Source organism: Companilactobacillus sp. HBUAS56275, from assembly GCF_036913655.1.
Lineage (GTDB): Bacteria > Bacillota > Bacilli > Lactobacillales > Lactobacillaceae > Companilactobacillus > Companilactobacillus pullicola.
In genome coordinates this window covers 290,598-309,797 of sequence record NZ_JAYKKK010000001.1, presented here as the reverse complement: position 1 = coordinate 309,797, position 19,200 = coordinate 290,598, and the positions used below count along the sequence as shown (strand labels likewise).

Here is a 19,200-nt window from a genome sequence, read left to right as displayed (position 1 = left end):
TCCCTTTGGTTTGGAGAGTAAAATGACGCAATTATCAAAAACACTTGAATTAGATGATTTGAAATCAACTCAACCGGCATATTTGGAATCAATATTTTCACTTGCTAACGGTCACGTCGGCGTCAGGGCTAGCGATCCTATTAATCCTTCAGAAGACGCAGGGACCGTCGTTAACGGCTTTTACGAAGAATCTGACATTCATTATGGTGAAAAAGCTTACGGATATGCGGACAAGAATCAAACAATTGTTAAACTGCCAGATATACGTCGAATAACGGTTTATGACGATAATAGAAATAAGTTTGATCAATCTCAGTTAAAAGATATGCATTTGGATATGGCTCAAGGTATATTGTATTCAACTTATGAACTTTCTAATTCTCAAAATGAATCGATTGAACTCAGTTTGACCAGTGTAGTCGATCAAAAAGAGAATCAATTCATTGGATTACGTTACGAAATTACTGGTAAAAACTATCTGGGAAACATTAAAGTAGAAAAGGATTTTGACCTGGATACGACCGCACAAGATAGTGATGATCCACGTAAATCCCGGGGCGTGACTACGTTGCAATATGATTCATTGAACTTGCAAGATTTAAAGGGTCTAAGAGTAACGACTGATAATAGTAAGTTGTTTGTTGAAATGGGCTTAGCGTTAAGTGAAGACATGGAAATGATACTGACTTTAAAGGATGGTCCCATAAAATTTGATGTGCTAGCTATAGTTGGCGATATTGGTCAACATATTTCTTCAACCGACTTACCAACCTTTGAATCAATTAAAGAAGAATCGATAGAATTTTGGACACGATTTTGGAATCAAAGTGAAGTTGAAATAAATGGTGATGACAGTTTAAATAAGGCTATCCACTTTAATCTTTATCAGCTCGAATCCTCAGCCGGTAGGGATGGTAAAACTAATATTTCCGCTAAAGGGTTGTCGGGAGTAGGTTATGAAGGACATTATTTCTGGGACACAGAGATGTACATGGCACCATTTTTTGCTTACACCAATCCTGACATTGCGGCCGATTTGATCAAGTATCGATACAGCATTCTTCCTGAAGCTAAAGAACGTGCTCGGACTTTGGGAGTGAGTGACGGGGCATTATTCACTTGGAGAACGATCAATGGTAAGGAAGCGAGTGCTTACTATCCAGCAAGTACAGCACAATATCATATTGATGCGGACATTGCGTTTGCTATTTATCGTTATTTCACCATAACTGAAGATAATCAATTGATTAAAGACTATGGCTTAGAAATTGTTTTAGAAACAGCTAAATTCTGGACTAATTTTGGCAGTTTTTCCGAGATAGATGGGAAACAACGATTCTGTTTCTTTGACGTCACTGGACCAGACGAATATTCAGCCATCGTAAATAACAATTACTATACTAATCGAATGGCTAAGTTTAACCTCGATTTTGCCATTCAACTGATTAAAAAGTTTCCAGAAGAGGCCAAGCAATTGGGTGCCGATAAACATACCCTAAATGAATTTGCCAAAATTCGTGATGCCATCTACTTACCATTTGACGAAGAGAAAGGTATTAACGAACAAGATGATTCATATTTCAAGAAGCCTGTTTGGCCATTTGAGCAGACTCCAAAAGAAAATTATCCATTATTGTTGCATTACCATCCCTTGACTATTTATAGATATCAAGTCAACAAACAAGCGGATACATTATTCGCAGATTTCTTGTTTGACGATATTTCAAAAGAACAATTAATCAAAGAATATGATTATTATGAAAAGATCACTACACATGATTCATCCTTGTCACGCTCAATCTTTAGTGCTTTGGCAGCAAGATTAGGTTTAAGCGACAAAGCCTATTCATATTTTCGTGATACCGCTAAAACAGACTTAATTGATCTTCAAGGAAATACCAACGATGGCTTACACATTGCTAATTTAGGTGGTAGTTGGATCGCAATCGTTGAAGGATTTGGTGGCATTCAGATTAAGAATGACACACTTAACATTCGAAACAATTTGCCCGACGCTTGGAATGGAATGACCATCCATATTAGATATAGAGACTGTTTGTTGGAGATTGATTATTCACAGGACAATGTACAGGTAAAAGTCCTTTCCGGAGATCCTATTAATATTGTTATTGATGGGATTAAATCTACTGTTGGAAATTAAAATTTTAAAATAATATTTACTTAAAGTATTGAAACTTTTATTTAGACTGCTTAAATCCGTTTACTTTCGGACGGTGAAGGGCAGTCTTTTTTATTTTAAAAGTATAGCGTGGATTGAAGAACTAATTGTTATCATTTTTGTGAAGAAATGATTCAACCGCAAAATATGAGAATAATTGGACAATATAGCACACTGAATGTAAGCGGTTTATGATGTATTCTGTAATTGTTAATTGAGATGGCCATCTCCGATAAATCATAAGATAGAGGTACTCTAATGCAAAATAATTTTTTATGGGGTGGTGCTATTTCTGCCGGTCAAACCGAGGGAAATAAAAACCATGTTAAATCCAGATTGTCTAATTTTGACATGTTACCTATGGATGAGCGAAGATTACAACTTGTTTATAAAGATGACGACAATAACATTTTCAATACCTATAATGACGATCATCATCCTAGTAATTTAGGAATAGATTTTTATCATACGTACGTTCAAGATATAAAGTTATTACACGAATTAGGAATTAACGCTTTCAGATTTTCAATTTCTTGGACTAGGCTTTTTCCAACCGGTGAAGAAGAAATCCCTAATCAGGATGGGATGGAATTTTATAGAAGTATTTTTAAAGAACTCAAGAAGTACAATATGGAACCGATTGTGACTTTAAGCCATTTTGAAATCCCATTAAATTTGGTAACTAAATATGATGGCTGGTCTAATAGAAAAGTAATTGATCTATTTTTACACTATGCAGATGTTGTTATGAAAGCATTCTCCAAATATGTAAAATACTGGATTCCCTTTAATGAGCTAAATATGATTTTGCATATTCCATTTATCGGTGGAGGACTCGTTTTCACTGAACAAGATAATATTTTGCAAAAAGAATATCAGGCAGCGCATTACCAACTATTGGCCAATTCTTTAGTAATTAAGCATGGTAATAAGATCAATTCGGCATTTAAATTTGGTTGTATGATAGCGGCAGGCAGAACTTACCCATATTCACCTAATCCTGAAGATGTCTGGGCAGCCAACTTAAGTGATAGAAAAGCATTATTATTTTCAGATGTTCAAGTAAGAGGGAATTATCCTAGTTATTTTAATAATTTATGTAAGCAAAATAATTTGAATTTAGATATAACTAGTGACGATTTACAGATACTTCAAGAAAATACTGTGGATTTCGTTTCATTTAGTTATTATTCCAGTGCATGTTCTGCTGCTCACGGGGAAGATTTAGAGCATACGGCAACTAATGGATTTGAAACTGTTAAGAATCCCTATCTTTCAAATGAAGATGGTGTATGGCAGGTTGATCCATTGGGCTTAAGGATTACTTTAAATCAACTGTATGAAAGATATGAAAAACCAGTGTTTATTGTTGAGAATGGATTAGGAACTACTAAAGACGAAGTAATTGATGGTCAAGTTCATGATCCTTATAGAATTAAATATCTTGATCAACACTTTATGGAAATGAAGAAGGCAATTGAAGAGGATGGAATCCCACTGATTGGTTACTTGATGTGGGGAATTATTGATTTAGTAAGTGTTAGTGAAGGGAAAATGTCTAAAAGATACGGAGTTATCTATGTGGATTTAGATGATTTTGAAAATGGAACAAATAAGCGTATTAAAAAAGACAGTTTCTTTTGGTTCAAGAATTATTTGTCATTAAATGGTTTGGGGGAGAACGATAATGAAAAAAGATTATCAAAAATTAGCCGTTGATATTATTTCAGGAGTCGGCGGTAAACAAAACATCAATTCTTTGGTTCACTGTGCTACTAGATTGAGATTTGATTTAAAAGATGATAGTAAAGCAAATAAAGATCAGTTGGAAGATTTAGATGGGGTGGTCACAGTAGTTAAAACCCCTAGTCAATATCAGGTTGTGATAGGAAATACAGTAGGATACGTTTTTGATGAAATTATTAAGTTAGGCGTTACTAATGGTGATTCTGATACGGATTCATCATCGAACGTACAAAACAATGAGCCCAAGAAAAAAGAAGGCATCTTCAATCAGATCATTGACGCCATTACCGCCTGCATGACACCAATGATTCCTGCATTAACTGCCGCCGGTATGATTAAGGTTATTCTTTCATTGGCTACAACTTTTAATTGGATGAGTGCTAATGCTCCAACATATAAGGTCCTTGATATTATGGGCGATTCTGCCTTTTACTTCATGCCGATTCTTTTAGCAATTAATGCTTCTAAGAGATTCAAAGTTAATACTTCTTTGGCTGTTATTGTTGCTGGTATATTATTACATCCTAATTTCACGGCATGGGTATCATCAGGTAAACCGATCTCATTTTTATCAATTCCAATTGTACCTGATACGTATGCTGCAACAGTTATACCTGCACTACTTATGGTTTGGATCATGAGTTTTATTGAAAAGGGCGTGGATCGTATAACTCCTAATTCATTGAAAATTATTTTGAATCCGACTCTAGTTCTTTTAATTAGTGCTCCAATCGCATTGATTGTCGTAGGACCTTTGGGTTCATTTGCTGGTGCAGGATTGGCTTGGGTAATCAATATGCTTCAAGGACGTTTAGGATTTATTATGGTTACTTTGTTAGCTGCCGGTATGCCTTTCATTGTTATGACAGGTATGCATCATGCATTAACGCCAATCTTCTTGTCAACATTTGCTTCAACAGGTCATGAATCATTAATTTTAGTAGCACAAGTTTGTTCTAACTTAGCTCAAGGTGCAGCAGCCTTAGCATTTGGAATTAAGGCTAAGAAGCCTAGTCAAAAATCATTAGCTACCTCTTCAGGAATATCCGCCATTATGGGAATTACTGAACCCGCAATGTATGGTATTAATCTTAAATATAAGAGACCAATGATTGGCGCTGTAATCGGTGCTGGAGTAGCCGGACTTTACGGTGGAATCATGGGTGTTACATTATACGTTCCTCAAAATAGTTTCATGGCTATCTTGGGATTAAATGGTGCCAAAGGGATGTCAAACGTAGTTAATGGTGTAATTATGATGGCTTTATCACTGTCCGTTTCGTTTATTGCTAGTCTAATTTTATCTAAGGGTTCTAAAGAAACCGTAGCGGAAAAGAAAACTATTAATGAATCTAAGACTGAAATGAATCTAAACAGTGTCTCGTCAATTAATTAAAAAATGGAGAGAACGGTCTTTGCCGGTCTCTCTTTAGTTTGGAGAATAGTAAATTATGCAATCATCAAAGATACTTAAATTAAATGATTTGAAATCGACTCAACCTGAATACTTAGAATCTATTTTTTCCATTGCTAATGGTCACATGGGAATAAGGGCGAGTGATCCAATTAGTCCCTCAGATAGTGCTGGAACAGTTGTTAATGGTTTTTATGAAGAATCTGATATCACATATGGTGAAAAAGCATATGGGTATGCCGAAAAAAATCAGACTATAGTTAAATTACCTGATTTACGACAAATACTTATTTATGATGAAAATGGTAATAGATTTACACATTCTCAATTACAGGATATGACATTAGATATGTCGCAAGGAGTATTGCATTCAATTTATAAAGTATTTAATGCAGAGGATGAATCTATACAATTGACTTTAACTAGTGTTGTTAATCAAGAAAAAGGTCAATTTGTTGGATTACGCTATGAAATTTCTAGCGATAAATACAAGGGAAAAATTAAATTAGTAAAGGATTTTGAGTTAAATGAGACCGCAGAAAATAGCGATGATCCAAGAAAATCTAGAGGTATTAAAACACTAAAATATGATTATATTTTGAATTCGAAAAAGCAAAAAACTTTGAAGGTAACTACTGATAATAGTGATTTATCTATTGAAATGGGATTGTATTCGAATGCAGATTTGAATCAAATATTATCTCTAAGCAGTGATCCAATAGTATTTGATGTAATCGCTGTGGTTGGTGATATTGATGAGGCAATCTCTCTTGCTAATTCTCCATCTTTTGAAGATATAAAAAACGAATCAACTTCTTTTTGGGAGAAATTTTGGAATCAAAGTGAAGTGAAAATACATGGGGATGACGATCTAGATCGGGCCATTCATTTCAATCTTTATCAACTTGAATCATCTGCTGGTAGAGATGGAAAAACCAATATTTCTGCTAAAGGACTTTCGGGAGTTGGTTATGAAGGACATTACTTCTGGGACACGGAAATGTATATGGCACCATTTTTTGCTTATACTAACCCAAGTATTGCAGCTGACCTAATAAAGTATCGCTATAGCATTTTGTCTGAGGCCAAAAATCGTGCTCGGACTTTAGGCGTAAAAGACGGTGCTCTATATAGTTGGAGAACTATCAATGGCAAGGAGGCTAGCGCATATTACCCCGCAAGTACAGCCCAATACCATATTGACGCTGACATTGCATACTCTATCTATCGTTATTTTGATGTGACCGGAGATAAACAATTAATTAGAGATTATGGACTAGAAATAGTTTTGGAAACAGCTAGATTTTGGACTAATTTTGGTAGCTTTGCTGAAGTTAATGGTCAACAAAAATATTGTTTCTTTGATGTTACTGGACCGGATGAATATTCCGCTATTGTTAATAATAATTACTACACAAATCGTATGGCAAAATTCAATCTTGCTTTTGCAATTAAACTCATTATGGACTTTCCTGAAGAGGCAAAACGCTTAGGTGTAGATAAAAACGAATTAAATAAGTTCACAACTATTCATGACACAATTTACCTGCCTTTTGATGCAAAGAAAGGTATTAATGAACAAGATGACTCTTACTTCCAAAAGCCTGTTTGGCCTTTTGAAGATACTCCTAAGCAAAATTACCCATTGTTGCTACATTATCATCCTTTAACTTTATATAGGTATCAAGTTAATAAACAAGCAGATACGTTGTTTGCAGATTTCCTATTCGATGATATTTCTAAGGAACAATTAATTAAAGAATTTGATTATTATGAACGTATTACGACACATGATTCATCACTTTCACGTTCAATCTTTAGCGCTTTAGCAGCTAGATTAGGATTAAAAGATAAAGCTTACTCGTATTTCTTGGATACTGCTAAAACAGATTTAATCGATCTTCAAGGTAATACCAATGATGGCTTGCACATTGCAAATTTAGGCGGTAGCTGGATTGCTATCGTGGCCGGCTTCGGTGGTATTCAAATTAAAGATAATATGCTTTGCATTCAAAATAATTTGCCTAATGCGTGGAACAAAATGAGTATTCGTATTCAATACAAAGGACGATTGTTTAACATTGACTACTCTCAAAATGACGTTCAAGTAAATATCATTTCTGGAGATCCTGTCAATGTTATGATTAATGGTGTTAAATCTACTGTGAGGAAGTAAGGCAGGAGGAGATTACTTGGCAATTTATTTGGAAATGCCGAAGATTGATCCTAAATTGGGGTTTAAATTCATTAAAAATAGAGGAGATATCTTAACTACTCCTCATTGGCATCGCGAATATGAATTAATTTTATTAACCAAAGGAAAATTGAATTTAGGTATAAATGATAAACAGTACCAACTAAAAAATAATGGTATTGCTTTCTTTAAAAGTGGCGACATTCACTATATTGTTGCCACACCTGATTCCAATCGCTTTGTTTATCAATTTGATATGAATCTTTTTAATGAGTCAATGATTAAAGATTCTGATTTACTGACAAAGTTAAATGCTGTTTCGCAGGTTAGCACTTTGTGGGATGATTCTATCGAAAAGGAAATGAATGATATTCTTCTAAAAATTGTCGAAGAAGAAGATAACTCTCAATCAGACATGGATTTCATTATTATTAGTTTGATGTATCATCTAATTTCCATAATGGTTAGACAATTACCGACTACAAAAGATGTTAAAGATATTGACGTCAATTTAAAGAGTAAGGAAATTCTAGAGACATTGAATAAGGTATTTACTTATGTAGAATCAAATTATCAATATCATATATCTTTACAAGATGTTGCTGAGAAGGCTGGATTTAGTCCATATTATTTCTCAAGATTTTTCAAGAAAAATGTTGGACAAACTTTCATTGAGTTTTTAAATAATTATCGGATAGATAAGTCTAAATGGGAAATAATTAATACGGACGCTTCTATCAGTGAAGTGTTAGCAAAATCTGGTTTTTCTAGTAACAAAACATTCTATCGAAACTTCAGATCTCAGGTAGGAATGTCACCTAATCAATACCGTAAAAAATATTCATTAATAGAGTAAATAAAAACCATCATAAGACTGAAATACTGCTCTCAGTTTCATGATGGTTTTTATTGTCGTTCGGCACCAGGATTATTATGGTAATAGTCGCGATATTTCTTATAAAAATCAGTTCGATTTTTCATTCCAATTGAGTCAATAATATCTGATATCGGCATGGTGGTCGAAGTTATCAAGGTATGGGCATTGATCAAACGTTGTTTCATAATCAATGAACTAAAGGTATCGCCAGTTTCTTTTTTGATAAAGTTGCTCAAATAGTTCTTGTTATAGCCATACTTTTTAGCCAACTTTGTTAAATTTAATGTTTTAAAATCTTCCGAAATATCCTTCAAAATCTTAATAATCATTTGCTGTTGTGGATCTTTAGAAGTAGGGGAAACGTGATAATGGCGTACTAACTTAGCCAGCAGAATGGACAAATAGGATTTGATGATTGTATTGGAAAATTCTCTTTTGGAGTAATACTCAGTAATGATATCCTCCATAGTTTTATTAATATCATTATCAACATTTTTTCCAAAAACTAAATATTTGATAGAATTATTTTCACCAGCAGCACGATTGATCAAAAACTCATAAAGCACTGATTTAGTTCGACTCATATCGTTTAGAAAATTAATACTAATATTCTTATCTCTAAAAAGTAAATTGATCAAAATGTCATTTTCACCGAGACGTTTAATGGAATGTGGGCAGCCTACATCAATCAACAATAAATCTCCTTGATTCAAATGTACCGGTTGTCCATCTACAATCTGATTGCAAGTCCCGCTGAGCATATAATTCATTTCCAAAAACTGATGAGAGTGTTTTGGATAATCAGCAAAGCGACTGTGCTTACTAATATAGACGTCTCGATTGCGAAAGAAATAGTCATTTAAAATCTGACCTTGTTGTTCCTGTTTATTAACAGCGTTGTTAGGCAAATCATCCACGTGATGGTTTGTCTTTTTTTGTTCGATTTCAATCAATTCATATTGTCTTAAACGTGCTAAGACTCTAGGATCCATTTTATTACCCTCCTGTAAATATGTTACTAAACGAATGTACAGATGACATTGTTTACATCCTTGTAAGCGGTTATATTAACTTATGAAATGTTGATACCGGTACTTAAAGAAATATCAAAGTTAGTTTAAATATATCACATTTTGTTATGTTAATTAATTTTACTGAAATTATAGAAAATAAAAAAGGAGGCGTAGATAATGTCAAAAACATATGTTGCAGTTGATATCGGTGCTTCCAGTGGTCGTTTGATGCTAAGCCAAATTAATGATCAAAAATTGAATTTGAAAGAGATTCACCGATTCAATAATGGTTTTGAAAAAGAGAATGGTCATGACTGTTGGGAAATTGAACAAATCATTGATGAAATCTTCAAAGGATTGGAAAAAGTTAAAGCTTTAGGATACGACGATATTGTCCTTGGCATTGATACGTGGGCTGTTGATTACGTTCTGGTAGGCATGGATGGTATAAAAATTCAAAATCCAGTTAGCTATCGCGATTCTAGAACTAAGAATGCTCTAGAAGAATTAACAACCGATGTACCTAAATCTCTGATTTATAAAAAAACAGGAATTCAATTCCTCAATTTTAATACCCTTTATCAACTCTATACCGAGAATAAAGATGAATTGAAGAACACCGACAAAATCATGATGATACCAGATTATATCGGTTATGTTTTGACAGGCAACGCTGTAACTGAAGTTACTAATGCTTCAACGACACAGATGTTAAATCTGCGTGAGGGATTATTTGATAAAGATCTACTGAAAAAGGTTCATGTCGATCAAAATCAATTTCCAAGATTAGTTGAATCAGGAACGGTTCTAGGAAATATCAGACATGTCTGGCATACCAAGTACGATATCCCCGAAACAGAGGTCATCACTGTTGCTACTCATGATACTGCTTCGGCAGTGTTGGGCACACCTGGCATCGATGACCGTTGGGCCTTTCTAAGCTCAGGTACTTGGTCACTTTTAGGAACTGAATTGAATGTTCCAGAAATTGGTGATTTAGCCTTTGAAAGTAATTACACCAATGAGTGGGGAGCATATGGTACTTATCGTTTCTTGAAGAATATTATGGGTCTTTGGATGATTCAAAATGTTAAACATAATTTGGATGACAAGTATAGCTTTGCCCAGTTAGCAGAATTGGCTGGCCATGAAAAACCATTTGCCCAGTTTATCGATGTTAATGATGAGTCATTTATTAATCCGGATAACATGATTCAGGCTATTCAAGATTATTGTGTTCGAACAGACCAAACAGTACCTCAAAGTCCTGGTGAAATCTCCATGGCAATTTATTCTAACTTAGCTTTGTACTATGCCAATGAGTTAGAGAATCTCAATAATATTTTGGGCTATAAATTGGATGCTTTAAATATTGTTGGAGGTGGTTCCAATGTTAAATTATTGAACCAACTGACAAGTACTTTGGCCGATATTCCTGTATTTGCAGGACCTAGTGAGGCCACAGCTATTGGTAATCTGGTAGTTCAAATGATTACTGAAGACGAAATAAATAATATTGCCGATGCTCGCGAAATTATTCGAAATACATATCAGATTTCAGAATACAAACCTGAGATCAATAAATATGGCGGTATTTTAAAAGATTATCAGAATTTCTTAAATGGAAAAATCAAAGTAAATAATTAGAGAGAAGGATAAAAATGATTAGTTCAGAAAATGTTGAAAAGTCATATCAAGAAGCAAAAGAACGTTACGCTGCAGTGGGTGTTGACACAGATAAAGTTCTTAAAGAACTTAAAAAAGTTAAATTATCAGTTCACTGTTGGCAAGGAGACGACATCCATGGATTCCTCTTTCCTAATCAAGAATTAACCGGAGGAATTGGTGTCAGCGGTAATTATCCTGGTATTGCCAGAACTCCTGATGAATTAACTAGTGACCTTAGTGAGGCTTTGTCATTGATTCCCGGTAATCATAAAGTTCAGCTTCATGCCATCTATGCCGTTACAGATAAGAAAAAGGATCTTAATGATTTAGGACCAGAAGATTTCAGTTACTGGGTCGATTGGGCTAAAAAAGAAAAAGTTGGCTTGGATATGAACGGAACATTCTTCTCACATCCAATGGTCAAGGATAATTTTACTTTAGCAAGTCCCGATAAAAATGTTCGTGACTTCTGGATTCAACACGGTAAGATCAGTCGTGAAATTTCAAATTACTTTGGTAAAGAATTAGGCCAACAATCAATCAATAACTTCTGGATTCCCGATGGTTTCAAAGATAACCCAATTGATAAAGCCACACCTCGTCTACGTTTAATTGATTCCTTGGATCAAATTATCGAGAAGAAGTATGACGAAAAGAATACTATAGAAGCCTTTGAAGGTAAGTTGTTCGGTACTGGAATCGAATCATACACCGTAGGATCACACTTGTTCTATAACAATTATGCTATCAGTAGAAATAAATTATGGACAATTGATGCTGGACACTGGCATCCAACAGAAGATGTTTCAGATAAATTCTCAGCTTTCTTACCATTTGGCAAAGGTTTGATGTTGCATGTTTCACGTCCAGTACGCTGGGATAGTGACCATGTTGTTATTTTTGATGAAGCTTTGGTTCGTATTGCTCGTTCCTTAGTCCGTGACAATGAATTAAGCAAGACAAATATTGGACTTGATTTCTTCGATGCCACTATTAATCGTGTTGCCGCATGGGTCATTGGTGCACGTGCCACTCAAAAAGCGATTCTCCAGGCTATGCTTGAACCTATCGATCAATTGAAGAAAGCCGAATTGAATTTTGACTTTACAACTAGATTAGCCGAGACCGAAGAATTGAAATCATATCCATTTGGTGCTATTTGGGATGAATTCTGTCTCCAAAATGATGTTCCTGTTGGTACTGACTGGCTTCAAAATATTCATCAATACGAAAAAGATGTCCAATTCAAACGTAACTAAACTCAATTAAAAATTTAATGGAAAAGGTCGTTATCAATTATGAAATTTATTGATTCTAAATTTGTAAAAAAGATGTGTGAAATCACTAATGGTTTATATCAACATGGCTGGGATGAAAGAAATGGTGGCAATGTCAGCCTCCGTTTAACCCAAGAAGAAGTTGATCAATTTGACGATTTAAAGGATGTTATTAGAAATATTCCTATCAAATTTGACGCCAGTGCTTTGGCAGGACAATATTTCTTAGTTACAGGAACGGGACGTTATTTCAAGAACGTTCATAATTATCCTGACCGTGATACAGGCCTAGTAAGAATTACAGAGGAAGGTAACTCTGTTGACCTACTTTGGGGCTTCAATGATGGTGGACAACCAACAAGTGAATTCCCAGCTCATCTAATGACACACATTTCACGTCAAAAAATTGATTCTAATCAACGAGTTGTAATGCACTGTCACCCAACAGACTGGGTTGCACTATCATTTACACACGAATTGGATGAAGGCAGCGTTAGTCGTTTATTATGGAAGATGCAAGCTGAATCTCTAGTTGTCTTCCCAGAAGGAGTAGGAATTATTCCTTATATGACACCAGGTACTAATGAAATTGGACAAGCCACAGCTGATAAAATGAACGAATTTAGAGTTGTTATGTGGCCACATCATGGTATCTTTGCTTGTGGTGATAGCATGGATGAAACATATGGATTGATTGAAACAGTAGAGAAGGCATGTATGATCTATACAGCTATTCAAAGCCAAGGTGGTAATATTCTTCAAAGCATTACCGACGATGATTTGAGAGATCTTGCTAAATCATTTGGTGTTACACCTAATCCTAAGTTCTTGTCTACTGAAACTGTAAATAGTTAATAAAAATACGTTCAGGTTGGTTTTTAGACCAGTTTGAACGTATTTTTGAATATGATTAAATACTTGTAAATTCATCATGAGAAGAATAGCTTTAGGTCACGGTATTCCAAAATGTCATTTAATCCTAAATCGTTGGCGATAAACATTAGGTGATAACTGAACGTGTTTCTTAAAATAATGATAGAAATAAGTCTCACTAGAAAATCCTAATTTTTCAGCTATCATTTGTACAGTTAACTCAGTTGTCGTCAATAATTCCTGTGCTTTATGAACTCTAACTTCTTGTGAATAGGAGGTTAGGGTTTTATTTGTTTTCTCTTTTAAAATTCTATTCAGATATTCAGCATTATAATGCAATTCTTCTTCTAAAGTTTTACGAGTGATATTGCCCACATTGTCATCAATCAACTGAACAATTCGATTTAACAAGTAATCCTTTTTGGAATGATCTAACAGATTAGTAGTTACTTGAAAGTGGTCCTTATCCTGTAGTTCAGACAATAATCTCAAGATTAACCCTTGTTGAAGATAATTCGAGCCAATTTTAACGGTAGTAATCTCTTGTTGTAGGGAATCCAAAATAATTCTAAAGGCTTTATCTGAATTTATAGTTTGCATATGGAATTGTAGATAATTTCTTTGCCAGCTATTTTCATCTTTTAAATTGTGCTGTAAGAAAGAAAAAACGGCTTCGGAAGTATCAATTCCATTTAAGAGTTGATTCAACAAAGACTCCGACAAGTTGATAAAAACAACTGAACAGTCATCTTGAAGTTTTTCAGTATGCCTCATTTGCGGATTTAATAAACAGCCTTCACCAGTCTTAAAAGTGAAGACTTGATCCTCTAAATAGTTAGTTAGCTGGCCCTTTAAAATATACATTAATTCAAAATCACGATCACGATGCATCTTTTGATAATCGTCGGCTTCAAAAACGTTGAATTTACCATTCTGTATCATTGTATAGAGAACTTTTTGATTAGTTTTACGTTTATAAAATATTGATAAAGGCGAATTTGTGGAGATTTCAGGACCGTTAATTGAGGACGGCGTATCTAAGTTATGAAAATCTTCTTTAGTCATCAATCTAAACCTCCAAGTTGGAAAATCACAGTAAGCGTTTGCTAAAAATCGTATATAAACATTATAGCATAGGGCTTTTTACATTAAGATTGAAGTAGATGAAGGGATTGATAAATAATGACTAAAAAAGAACTTTTAGATAAAAATTGGTTATTTCACTACGGTGAATTAGAACGTCAACCACTTAAAACTACAAAAAAGGCTGTTTCCCTTGGTGGACCTACAGCACCCTTAGCAAATGAAAATGGCTCCCGTTTACCAATTAGTGCCGGTGGCAATCACTTTTTAAAGTTAATCGCTCAAGGTAATGCCGAACAAGGATTGTTAAATTTAGCTGGCACTGATTTAACAGATAAATTATCTGACAATTGGGAAAAAATTGATTTGCCTCACGATTGGAATCGGAAGGTTCCTTACGTTAATCAACCAGAAAAATTAATGAGCGGATCTAAACCTGATGCTGTTGGTTATTATCGTAAAACATTCAAATTATCTGCTAGTGAATTAAATAAAACAAAAACTATTTTACATTTTGACGGTGTAATGAGAATGGCTGATGTTTGGTTCAATGGTGTCTACTTAGGCCACAACAACAGCGGTTATAATTCATTTTCCTTTGATATTACCGAGATGGCTCGTTATGGAGAAGAGGGCGACAATGTTATTTTAGTTCGTGCCGATACTACGACTGGTGCTGAGGGCTGGTGGTACGAAGGTGCTGGGATTTATCGCTCTGTTTGGCTTGAACATAGACCCCTAGTTTCTATCGTCAGCGATGATTGTTACATTTATACGAAGAGTTTAGATAACGGTAATGCTATTTTGGGAATCGAATTATCTGTAAAAAATGATACGGATAAATCTCAAACGATTGCGCCGACAGTCTCACTAGATGGTAAAAAGGTTGCTCAATTTAACGAGATTGAAATTTCTAGTTATCAAAAATATAAATTTGAGAAGACTATTGAAATAAGTAATCCCAAACTCTGGACTCCTGAAAATCCATATTGTTATAACGCTAACTTTGAAATTAAAACTGATAAGATTCAAAAAAAATTCGGTATTCATACCTTTGACTATACGACAGATGGTTTCTTCCTAAATGGCCAAAGTTATCAATTACATGGAATTTGTGAACATCAAGATTTCGTTGGCGTCGGTACGGCCATGAATCAAGATATTGTTAATTATAAAGTTAAAGTTATGAAAGATATGGGAGTAAACGCTTGGCGTAGCACTCATCATTTTGCTTCCGAGGAATTGCTCAATGCATGTGACCGCTTAGGTATTATTCTTATCAATGAGAATCGATTATTGGAAAGTTCTCCTTGGCGTGTCAATGATTTAAGACAGATCGTGTTAAGAGATAGAATGCATCCCTCTATTGGTTTCTGGTCCATTTCTAATGAAGAACTTATCGGAAATACTCCGTTGGGTAGTCGTATTGCACAAAAATTAACTCGAACAATTAAAAAGTATGATTTTGAACATTTAATTATCGGCGCTGAATTATTAACTCCTGAGGGTATTATTGATGAGAATTACGTTAAAAATCTCGATGTCTTAGGCGTTAACTATCCTGAGGCCGGCGTCATGGGTTCTGGTGCTAAATTGATTCATAAGAAATATCCAAAATTACCGATGATGAGTACCGAAAATGCTTCATACTTTTCTACAAGAGGCATTTATAAGGACAATGAGGAAAAGAAACAATGTAATAATTTTGGATCCTATTTCTCCATGGTGCTACCTGGTGTTAGAAAGCCTGGAGATCCTGGAGTAGGTGGAACAGCTCATCCTGAAACCGTCATGTCATACTTGAAAGACAATCCTTACATGGGAGGGGTCTTCTTATGGACAGGTTTTGATTATTATGGCGAACCATCACCATTTAATTGGCCAGCCATCAGTTCACAATTTGGTATAGCTGATTTATGTGGTTTTCCTAAGGATTATTATTACTACTACCAGGCACATTGGACTAAGAAGCCAATGATTCACGTCATGCCTAGTTGGAATAAAGATCAATTGAATCTGGACAAACAAGGTCAAGTAGAAATTAGAGCATTCAGTAACGCCGAAAAAGTAGAGTTGTTTGTTAATGATCACAGTTATGGTAAAAAAGATTTAGTTGATTGTACTGCCAATTGGACAATTCCATATGAATCTGGTGAACTAAAAGTTGTTGGCTATCGAAAAGATGAAATTGTGGCTCAAGATAGTCGTTTTAGCAATAGTAAGACTAAACAAGTTTTACCTCAGAAAGTATACGAAGGGGAGACTACGACGTTAGTTGCCTTAAAAGCTATTGATGAGAATGGGAAATTTGTTGAAAATGCTAACGAAACAGTCAATTTAGACGTTTCAGAAGGTAAGATAATTGGCAATGGCAACGGTAATCCTATTGATCAAAATATGGATAATGAGAAAGTCAGTCTGTTTAACGGACTAGCCTTAGTAATTGTTTCTAAAAACAGTGATTTACATACCCATCTAAATTAAATTACGAAAAAATATCCTCCAATAGTTTGGAGGATATTTTTGCTATCAATCACAATAATCTTTGATTACAACACTATTCAACTTTGAAAAATGGATTTTTGATTTTATAAGTAAGCGCTAACATATAACTTGTAAAAAATAAAAAACGTTTAGGAGTTGATTTTAATGAGTAAGTTACGTGTTCGAATCGGAATTTTAAGTATAGCCTTATTATCAATGTGTGGAATTGTGATTACCCCAGTTTTTAGTGAAATTATTCGAGCTTTTCCGAAGGTACCCGCTACCACTGTTCAGATGATTGGCTCATTGCCCAGTCTAGGACAACTGATCATTAGTTTAATTGTTGGTAGATTGGCTATGAGTATTCCTAAGAAAAGGTTAGCTTTGATCGGTGTATTGGCTGTTATTGTCGGAGGCATAGTCCCTATTTTCTGGCATAGTCAGATTGCTGTCTTACTAGTATGTGCCTTTATTGTTGGTATTGGAGTTGGTTTTGTATCAACTTTAACACCAATGTTAATTTCAATTTTCTTTAAAGGTGAGTCAAGAGCTTCAATGATGGGTTTTAACACTGCCTTTAATTCTTTAGGTGCAGTTTTAATGATGTCAGCAGCTGGAATTCTTGGAAGTAAAATGTGGTTCCATTCTTACTATGTCTTTTTATTAGCCGTATTGGTTTTTTTCTTGGTTCTCTTTATGTTACCTCTAGACAAAGTTGAAAAAGTTGATGTGAGTTCATCTCAAAAAAAGGTTTCAACTATCGATGTTTTAAAACAAATGAATAAATATGTTTTTGCAATCGCTGGATTAGTCTTTTTAACTATCTTTTTCTATACGGCCTTCTCGAATAATCTTTCTATTTTGATCTCTCAAAAACAAGTCGGCGGTACATCTCTTGCCGGTGTTCTTAGTTCATTTGGAACTTTGGGTGGAATGATTACAGGATTTTTGATGGCTTATATCCGAAAAATAGCCCATAAACATTTGTTAGAAATGAGTGCTTTGTTATTAGCAGCTTCATATTTTGTTATGTTTTTGTCTAATTCAATTCCATTTTTATTCATTGGTGCATACTTATCTGGTATGGGAATGTGCATTGCTATGGCAACCGCACCTTATGAAATTTCCATTTTAACTAATGAAGAGCAGAATTCTTTAGGCATGTCATTATTTATTTTTTCCAATGCCTTGGGAGGTATTGTCAGTCCTATTATTTTAGGCTGGTTCAACGTTACTGCCGGTTTACAAACCTTTTTGGTTATCGGAATTGCTATGCTAGTGGTTGCTCTTGTTATGATTTTCTTTAACTTCAGTAAGAAAGTTTCCAATCAAGGATCTATAAAGACCTCTAACTAGTTTGATTCTTTTTACGGTACTGAATTGGGGTTATTTTGAAAAACTTTTTAAATTCCTGGTAAAAGTAGGATGTGTCAGAATAACCAATATGTTCAGAAATTTGAGATACGGTATCATTAGAATGAATGAGATAAGCAGCGGCGGCATTCAATTTCTGTAGAGAAATAAGCTGTGAAAAGGACATTCCCGTAGCTGATTTTAATTTAGCTGACAAGTAATTAGGGTGAAAATGAAATACTTCTGACATTTGTGTCAATGAGAGATTTTTATAATTGTTTTCAATATAGATCAACATATCAAACACATCGGAAGTTTCATTGGCGATTACGCGTGGCTGTTGAGATTGACGTAAACGAATTAACTCAACTAATAATTTTAAAACATCCAGATTAATGATTTCTTGACTACCGAAATCAGGTTTGTAATATTCAATAATGATTTCTACTAGAGTATTTTGAATAGCCAAGTTATTAGTTGCATTGAAAAAACTGTATTCAGCCTGATCGATGTTATCATTCTGCAAGATGGTAAATAACATTTTTGCCACAGTACTCAATTTTCGCAAGACCATTAATCGTTCTTCAGTTAGAAAATTGCTTGTAATAGCTAAATTGAAGATAACTGTTTTAGGATTGTTCAAGTTTAAACAGTGAATCGTATTTTGTCCCATTAATAAAATTTGACCGGTCGACAATTTGATGGTTTTGTTTTTGACCATAATTTCAGCCTGTCCAGATAAGACAAACGTCAATTCAATATAATTATGCAGATGCCACGGAGTTTGTCCCAATTGTTGTCTAGAGATAGCGATAGTTTGTTCAACCGCGTTTAATTGATGATCTATTCCATCAGATAACGTTCGGTAATACTTAAAAACCTTCCCATATTGAGATTGATTAAAATATTTTGGCTCAAATTTATCCAAGGTAGTAACAACCGGTATTTGGTCGATAATTGTCTTTAAATTCTTATCCATTTGCCCGTCCCAAAATCACATTATTAATTAAATTATATTATGAATATTTATTTTTAACAG

The 19,200-nt window shown here is 34.5% G+C and carries 13 protein-coding genes; 10 read left to right on the top strand and 3 right to left on the bottom strand.

All coding sequences use genetic code 11. The annotated features are described in order from the left end of the window. Positions 1-22: 22 nt before the first annotated feature. The 5 genes from U8526_RS01425 to U8526_RS01405 all read left to right on the top strand — a co-directional run bounded on the left by U8526_RS01425 (position 23) and on the right by U8526_RS01405 (position 8,389). Positions 23-2,161, top strand: a complete 2,139-nt coding sequence (locus U8526_RS01425) for a glycoside hydrolase family 65 protein (RefSeq protein WP_334340186.1) — start codon at positions 23-25, stop codon at positions 2,159-2,161. A gap of 276 nt (positions 2,162-2,437) precedes the next feature. Continuing rightward, positions 2,438-3,898, top strand: coding sequence for a family 1 glycosylhydrolase (locus U8526_RS01420; protein WP_334340185.1), 1,461 nt, complete (start codon positions 2,438-2,440; stop codon positions 3,896-3,898). Then, a complete protein-coding gene (locus tag U8526_RS01415; RefSeq protein ID WP_334340184.1) occupies positions 3,867-5,321 on the top strand; it encodes a PTS transporter subunit EIIC in 1,455 nt (484 codons plus the stop codon). The genes U8526_RS01420 and U8526_RS01415 overlap by 32 nt, the downstream gene beginning before the upstream one ends. Positions 5,322-5,376: 55 nt before the next feature. After that, positions 5,377-7,515: a glycoside hydrolase family 65 protein gene (locus U8526_RS01410; RefSeq protein ID WP_334340183.1), complete on the top strand. Its 2,139-nt coding sequence runs from the start codon at positions 5,377-5,379 to the stop codon at positions 7,513-7,515. A gap of 16 nt (positions 7,516-7,531) precedes the next feature. Then, positions 7,532-8,389: an AraC family transcriptional regulator gene (locus U8526_RS01405; RefSeq protein WP_334340182.1), complete on the top strand. Its 858-nt coding sequence runs from the start codon at positions 7,532-7,534 to the stop codon at positions 8,387-8,389. A 50-nt stretch (positions 8,390-8,439) separates the two neighbouring features. Here U8526_RS01405 and U8526_RS01400 read toward each other — a convergent pair whose 3' ends face one another. Beyond that, on the bottom strand, positions 8,440-9,402 hold the full coding sequence (locus U8526_RS01400; protein ID WP_334340181.1) for a helix-turn-helix domain-containing protein: 963 nt from the start codon (positions 9,400-9,402) through the stop codon (positions 8,440-8,442). A 198-nt stretch (positions 9,403-9,600) separates the two neighbouring features. Between U8526_RS01400 and rhaB the strand changes: the two genes are divergently transcribed. Genes rhaB through rhaD form a run of 3 tightly spaced genes read left to right on the top strand, consistent with a single transcriptional unit; the run spans position 9,601 to position 13,223 of the window. Further along, entirely contained in the window at positions 9,601-11,070 is a 1,470-nt protein-coding gene (rhaB, locus tag U8526_RS01395) for a rhamnulokinase (RefSeq protein ID WP_334340180.1), read from the top strand. Between the two features lie 14 nt (positions 11,071-11,084). Continuing rightward, positions 11,085-12,350, top strand: a complete 1,266-nt coding sequence (locus U8526_RS01390; RefSeq protein ID WP_334340179.1) for an L-rhamnose isomerase — start codon at positions 11,085-11,087, stop codon at positions 12,348-12,350. A 39-nt stretch (positions 12,351-12,389) separates the two neighbouring features. Beyond that, the gene (gene rhaD / locus U8526_RS01385) at positions 12,390-13,223 is read left to right on the top strand and encodes a rhamnulose-1-phosphate aldolase (protein ID WP_334340178.1); all 834 of its coding nucleotides are present in this window, start codon (positions 12,390-12,392) and stop codon (positions 13,221-13,223) included. A 114-nt stretch (positions 13,224-13,337) separates the two neighbouring features. On the opposite strand, the gene U8526_RS01380 is transcribed toward rhaD, so the two are convergent. Next, positions 13,338-14,306, bottom strand: a complete 969-nt coding sequence (locus tag U8526_RS01380; RefSeq protein WP_334340177.1) for an AraC family transcriptional regulator — start codon at positions 14,304-14,306, stop codon at positions 13,338-13,340. A 117-nt stretch (positions 14,307-14,423) separates the two neighbouring features. On the opposite strand from U8526_RS01380, the gene U8526_RS01375 reads away from it, so the two are divergent. Continuing rightward, complete coding sequence (locus tag U8526_RS01375) at positions 14,424-16,808, top strand: sugar-binding domain-containing protein (RefSeq protein ID WP_334340176.1); 2,385 nt, start codon at positions 14,424-14,426, stop codon at positions 16,806-16,808. 165 nt (positions 16,809-16,973) lie between these two features. Beyond that, positions 16,974-18,164, top strand: coding sequence for an MFS transporter (locus U8526_RS01370; protein WP_334340175.1), 1,191 nt, complete (start codon positions 16,974-16,976; stop codon positions 18,162-18,164). On the opposite strand, the gene U8526_RS01365 is transcribed toward U8526_RS01370, so the two are convergent. Then, positions 18,157-19,140, bottom strand: a complete 984-nt coding sequence (locus U8526_RS01365; protein ID WP_334340174.1) for an AraC family transcriptional regulator — start codon at positions 19,138-19,140, stop codon at positions 18,157-18,159. The genes U8526_RS01370 and U8526_RS01365 overlap by 8 nt on opposite strands. Positions 19,141-19,200 lie beyond the last annotated feature (60 nt).

Bases quoted from the DNA above. Each gene is read 5' to 3' on its own strand.
- rhaD (WP_334340178.1), top strand. From the start codon at position 12,390: ATGAAATTTATTGATTCTAAATTTGTAAAAAAGATGTGTGAAATCACT.
- U8526_RS01410 (WP_334340183.1), top strand. From the start codon at position 5,377: ATGCAATCATCAAAGATACTTAAATTAAATGATTTGAAATCGACTCAA.
- U8526_RS01415 (WP_334340184.1), top strand. From the start codon at position 3,867: ATGAAAAAAGATTATCAAAAATTAGCCGTTGATATTATTTCAGGAGTC.
- U8526_RS01375 (WP_334340176.1), top strand. From the start codon at position 14,424: ATGACTAAAAAAGAACTTTTAGATAAAAATTGGTTATTTCACTACGGT.
- U8526_RS01425 (WP_334340186.1), top strand. From the start codon at position 23: ATGACGCAATTATCAAAAACACTTGAATTAGATGATTTGAAATCAACT.
- U8526_RS01390 (WP_334340179.1), top strand. From the start codon at position 11,085: ATGATTAGTTCAGAAAATGTTGAAAAGTCATATCAAGAAGCAAAAGAA.
- U8526_RS01365 (WP_334340174.1), bottom strand. From the start codon at position 19,140: ATGGATAAGAATTTAAAGACAATTATCGACCAAATACCGGTTGTTACT.
- U8526_RS01380 (WP_334340177.1), bottom strand. From the start codon at position 14,306: ATGACTAAAGAAGATTTTCATAACTTAGATACGCCGTCCTCAATTAAC.
- U8526_RS01420 (WP_334340185.1), top strand. From the start codon at position 2,438: ATGCAAAATAATTTTTTATGGGGTGGTGCTATTTCTGCCGGTCAAACC.
- U8526_RS01400 (WP_334340181.1), bottom strand. From the start codon at position 9,402: ATGGATCCTAGAGTCTTAGCACGTTTAAGACAATATGAATTGATTGAA.
- rhaB (WP_334340180.1), top strand. From the start codon at position 9,601: ATGTCAAAAACATATGTTGCAGTTGATATCGGTGCTTCCAGTGGTCGT.
- U8526_RS01370 (WP_334340175.1), top strand. From the start codon at position 16,974: ATGAGTAAGTTACGTGTTCGAATCGGAATTTTAAGTATAGCCTTATTA.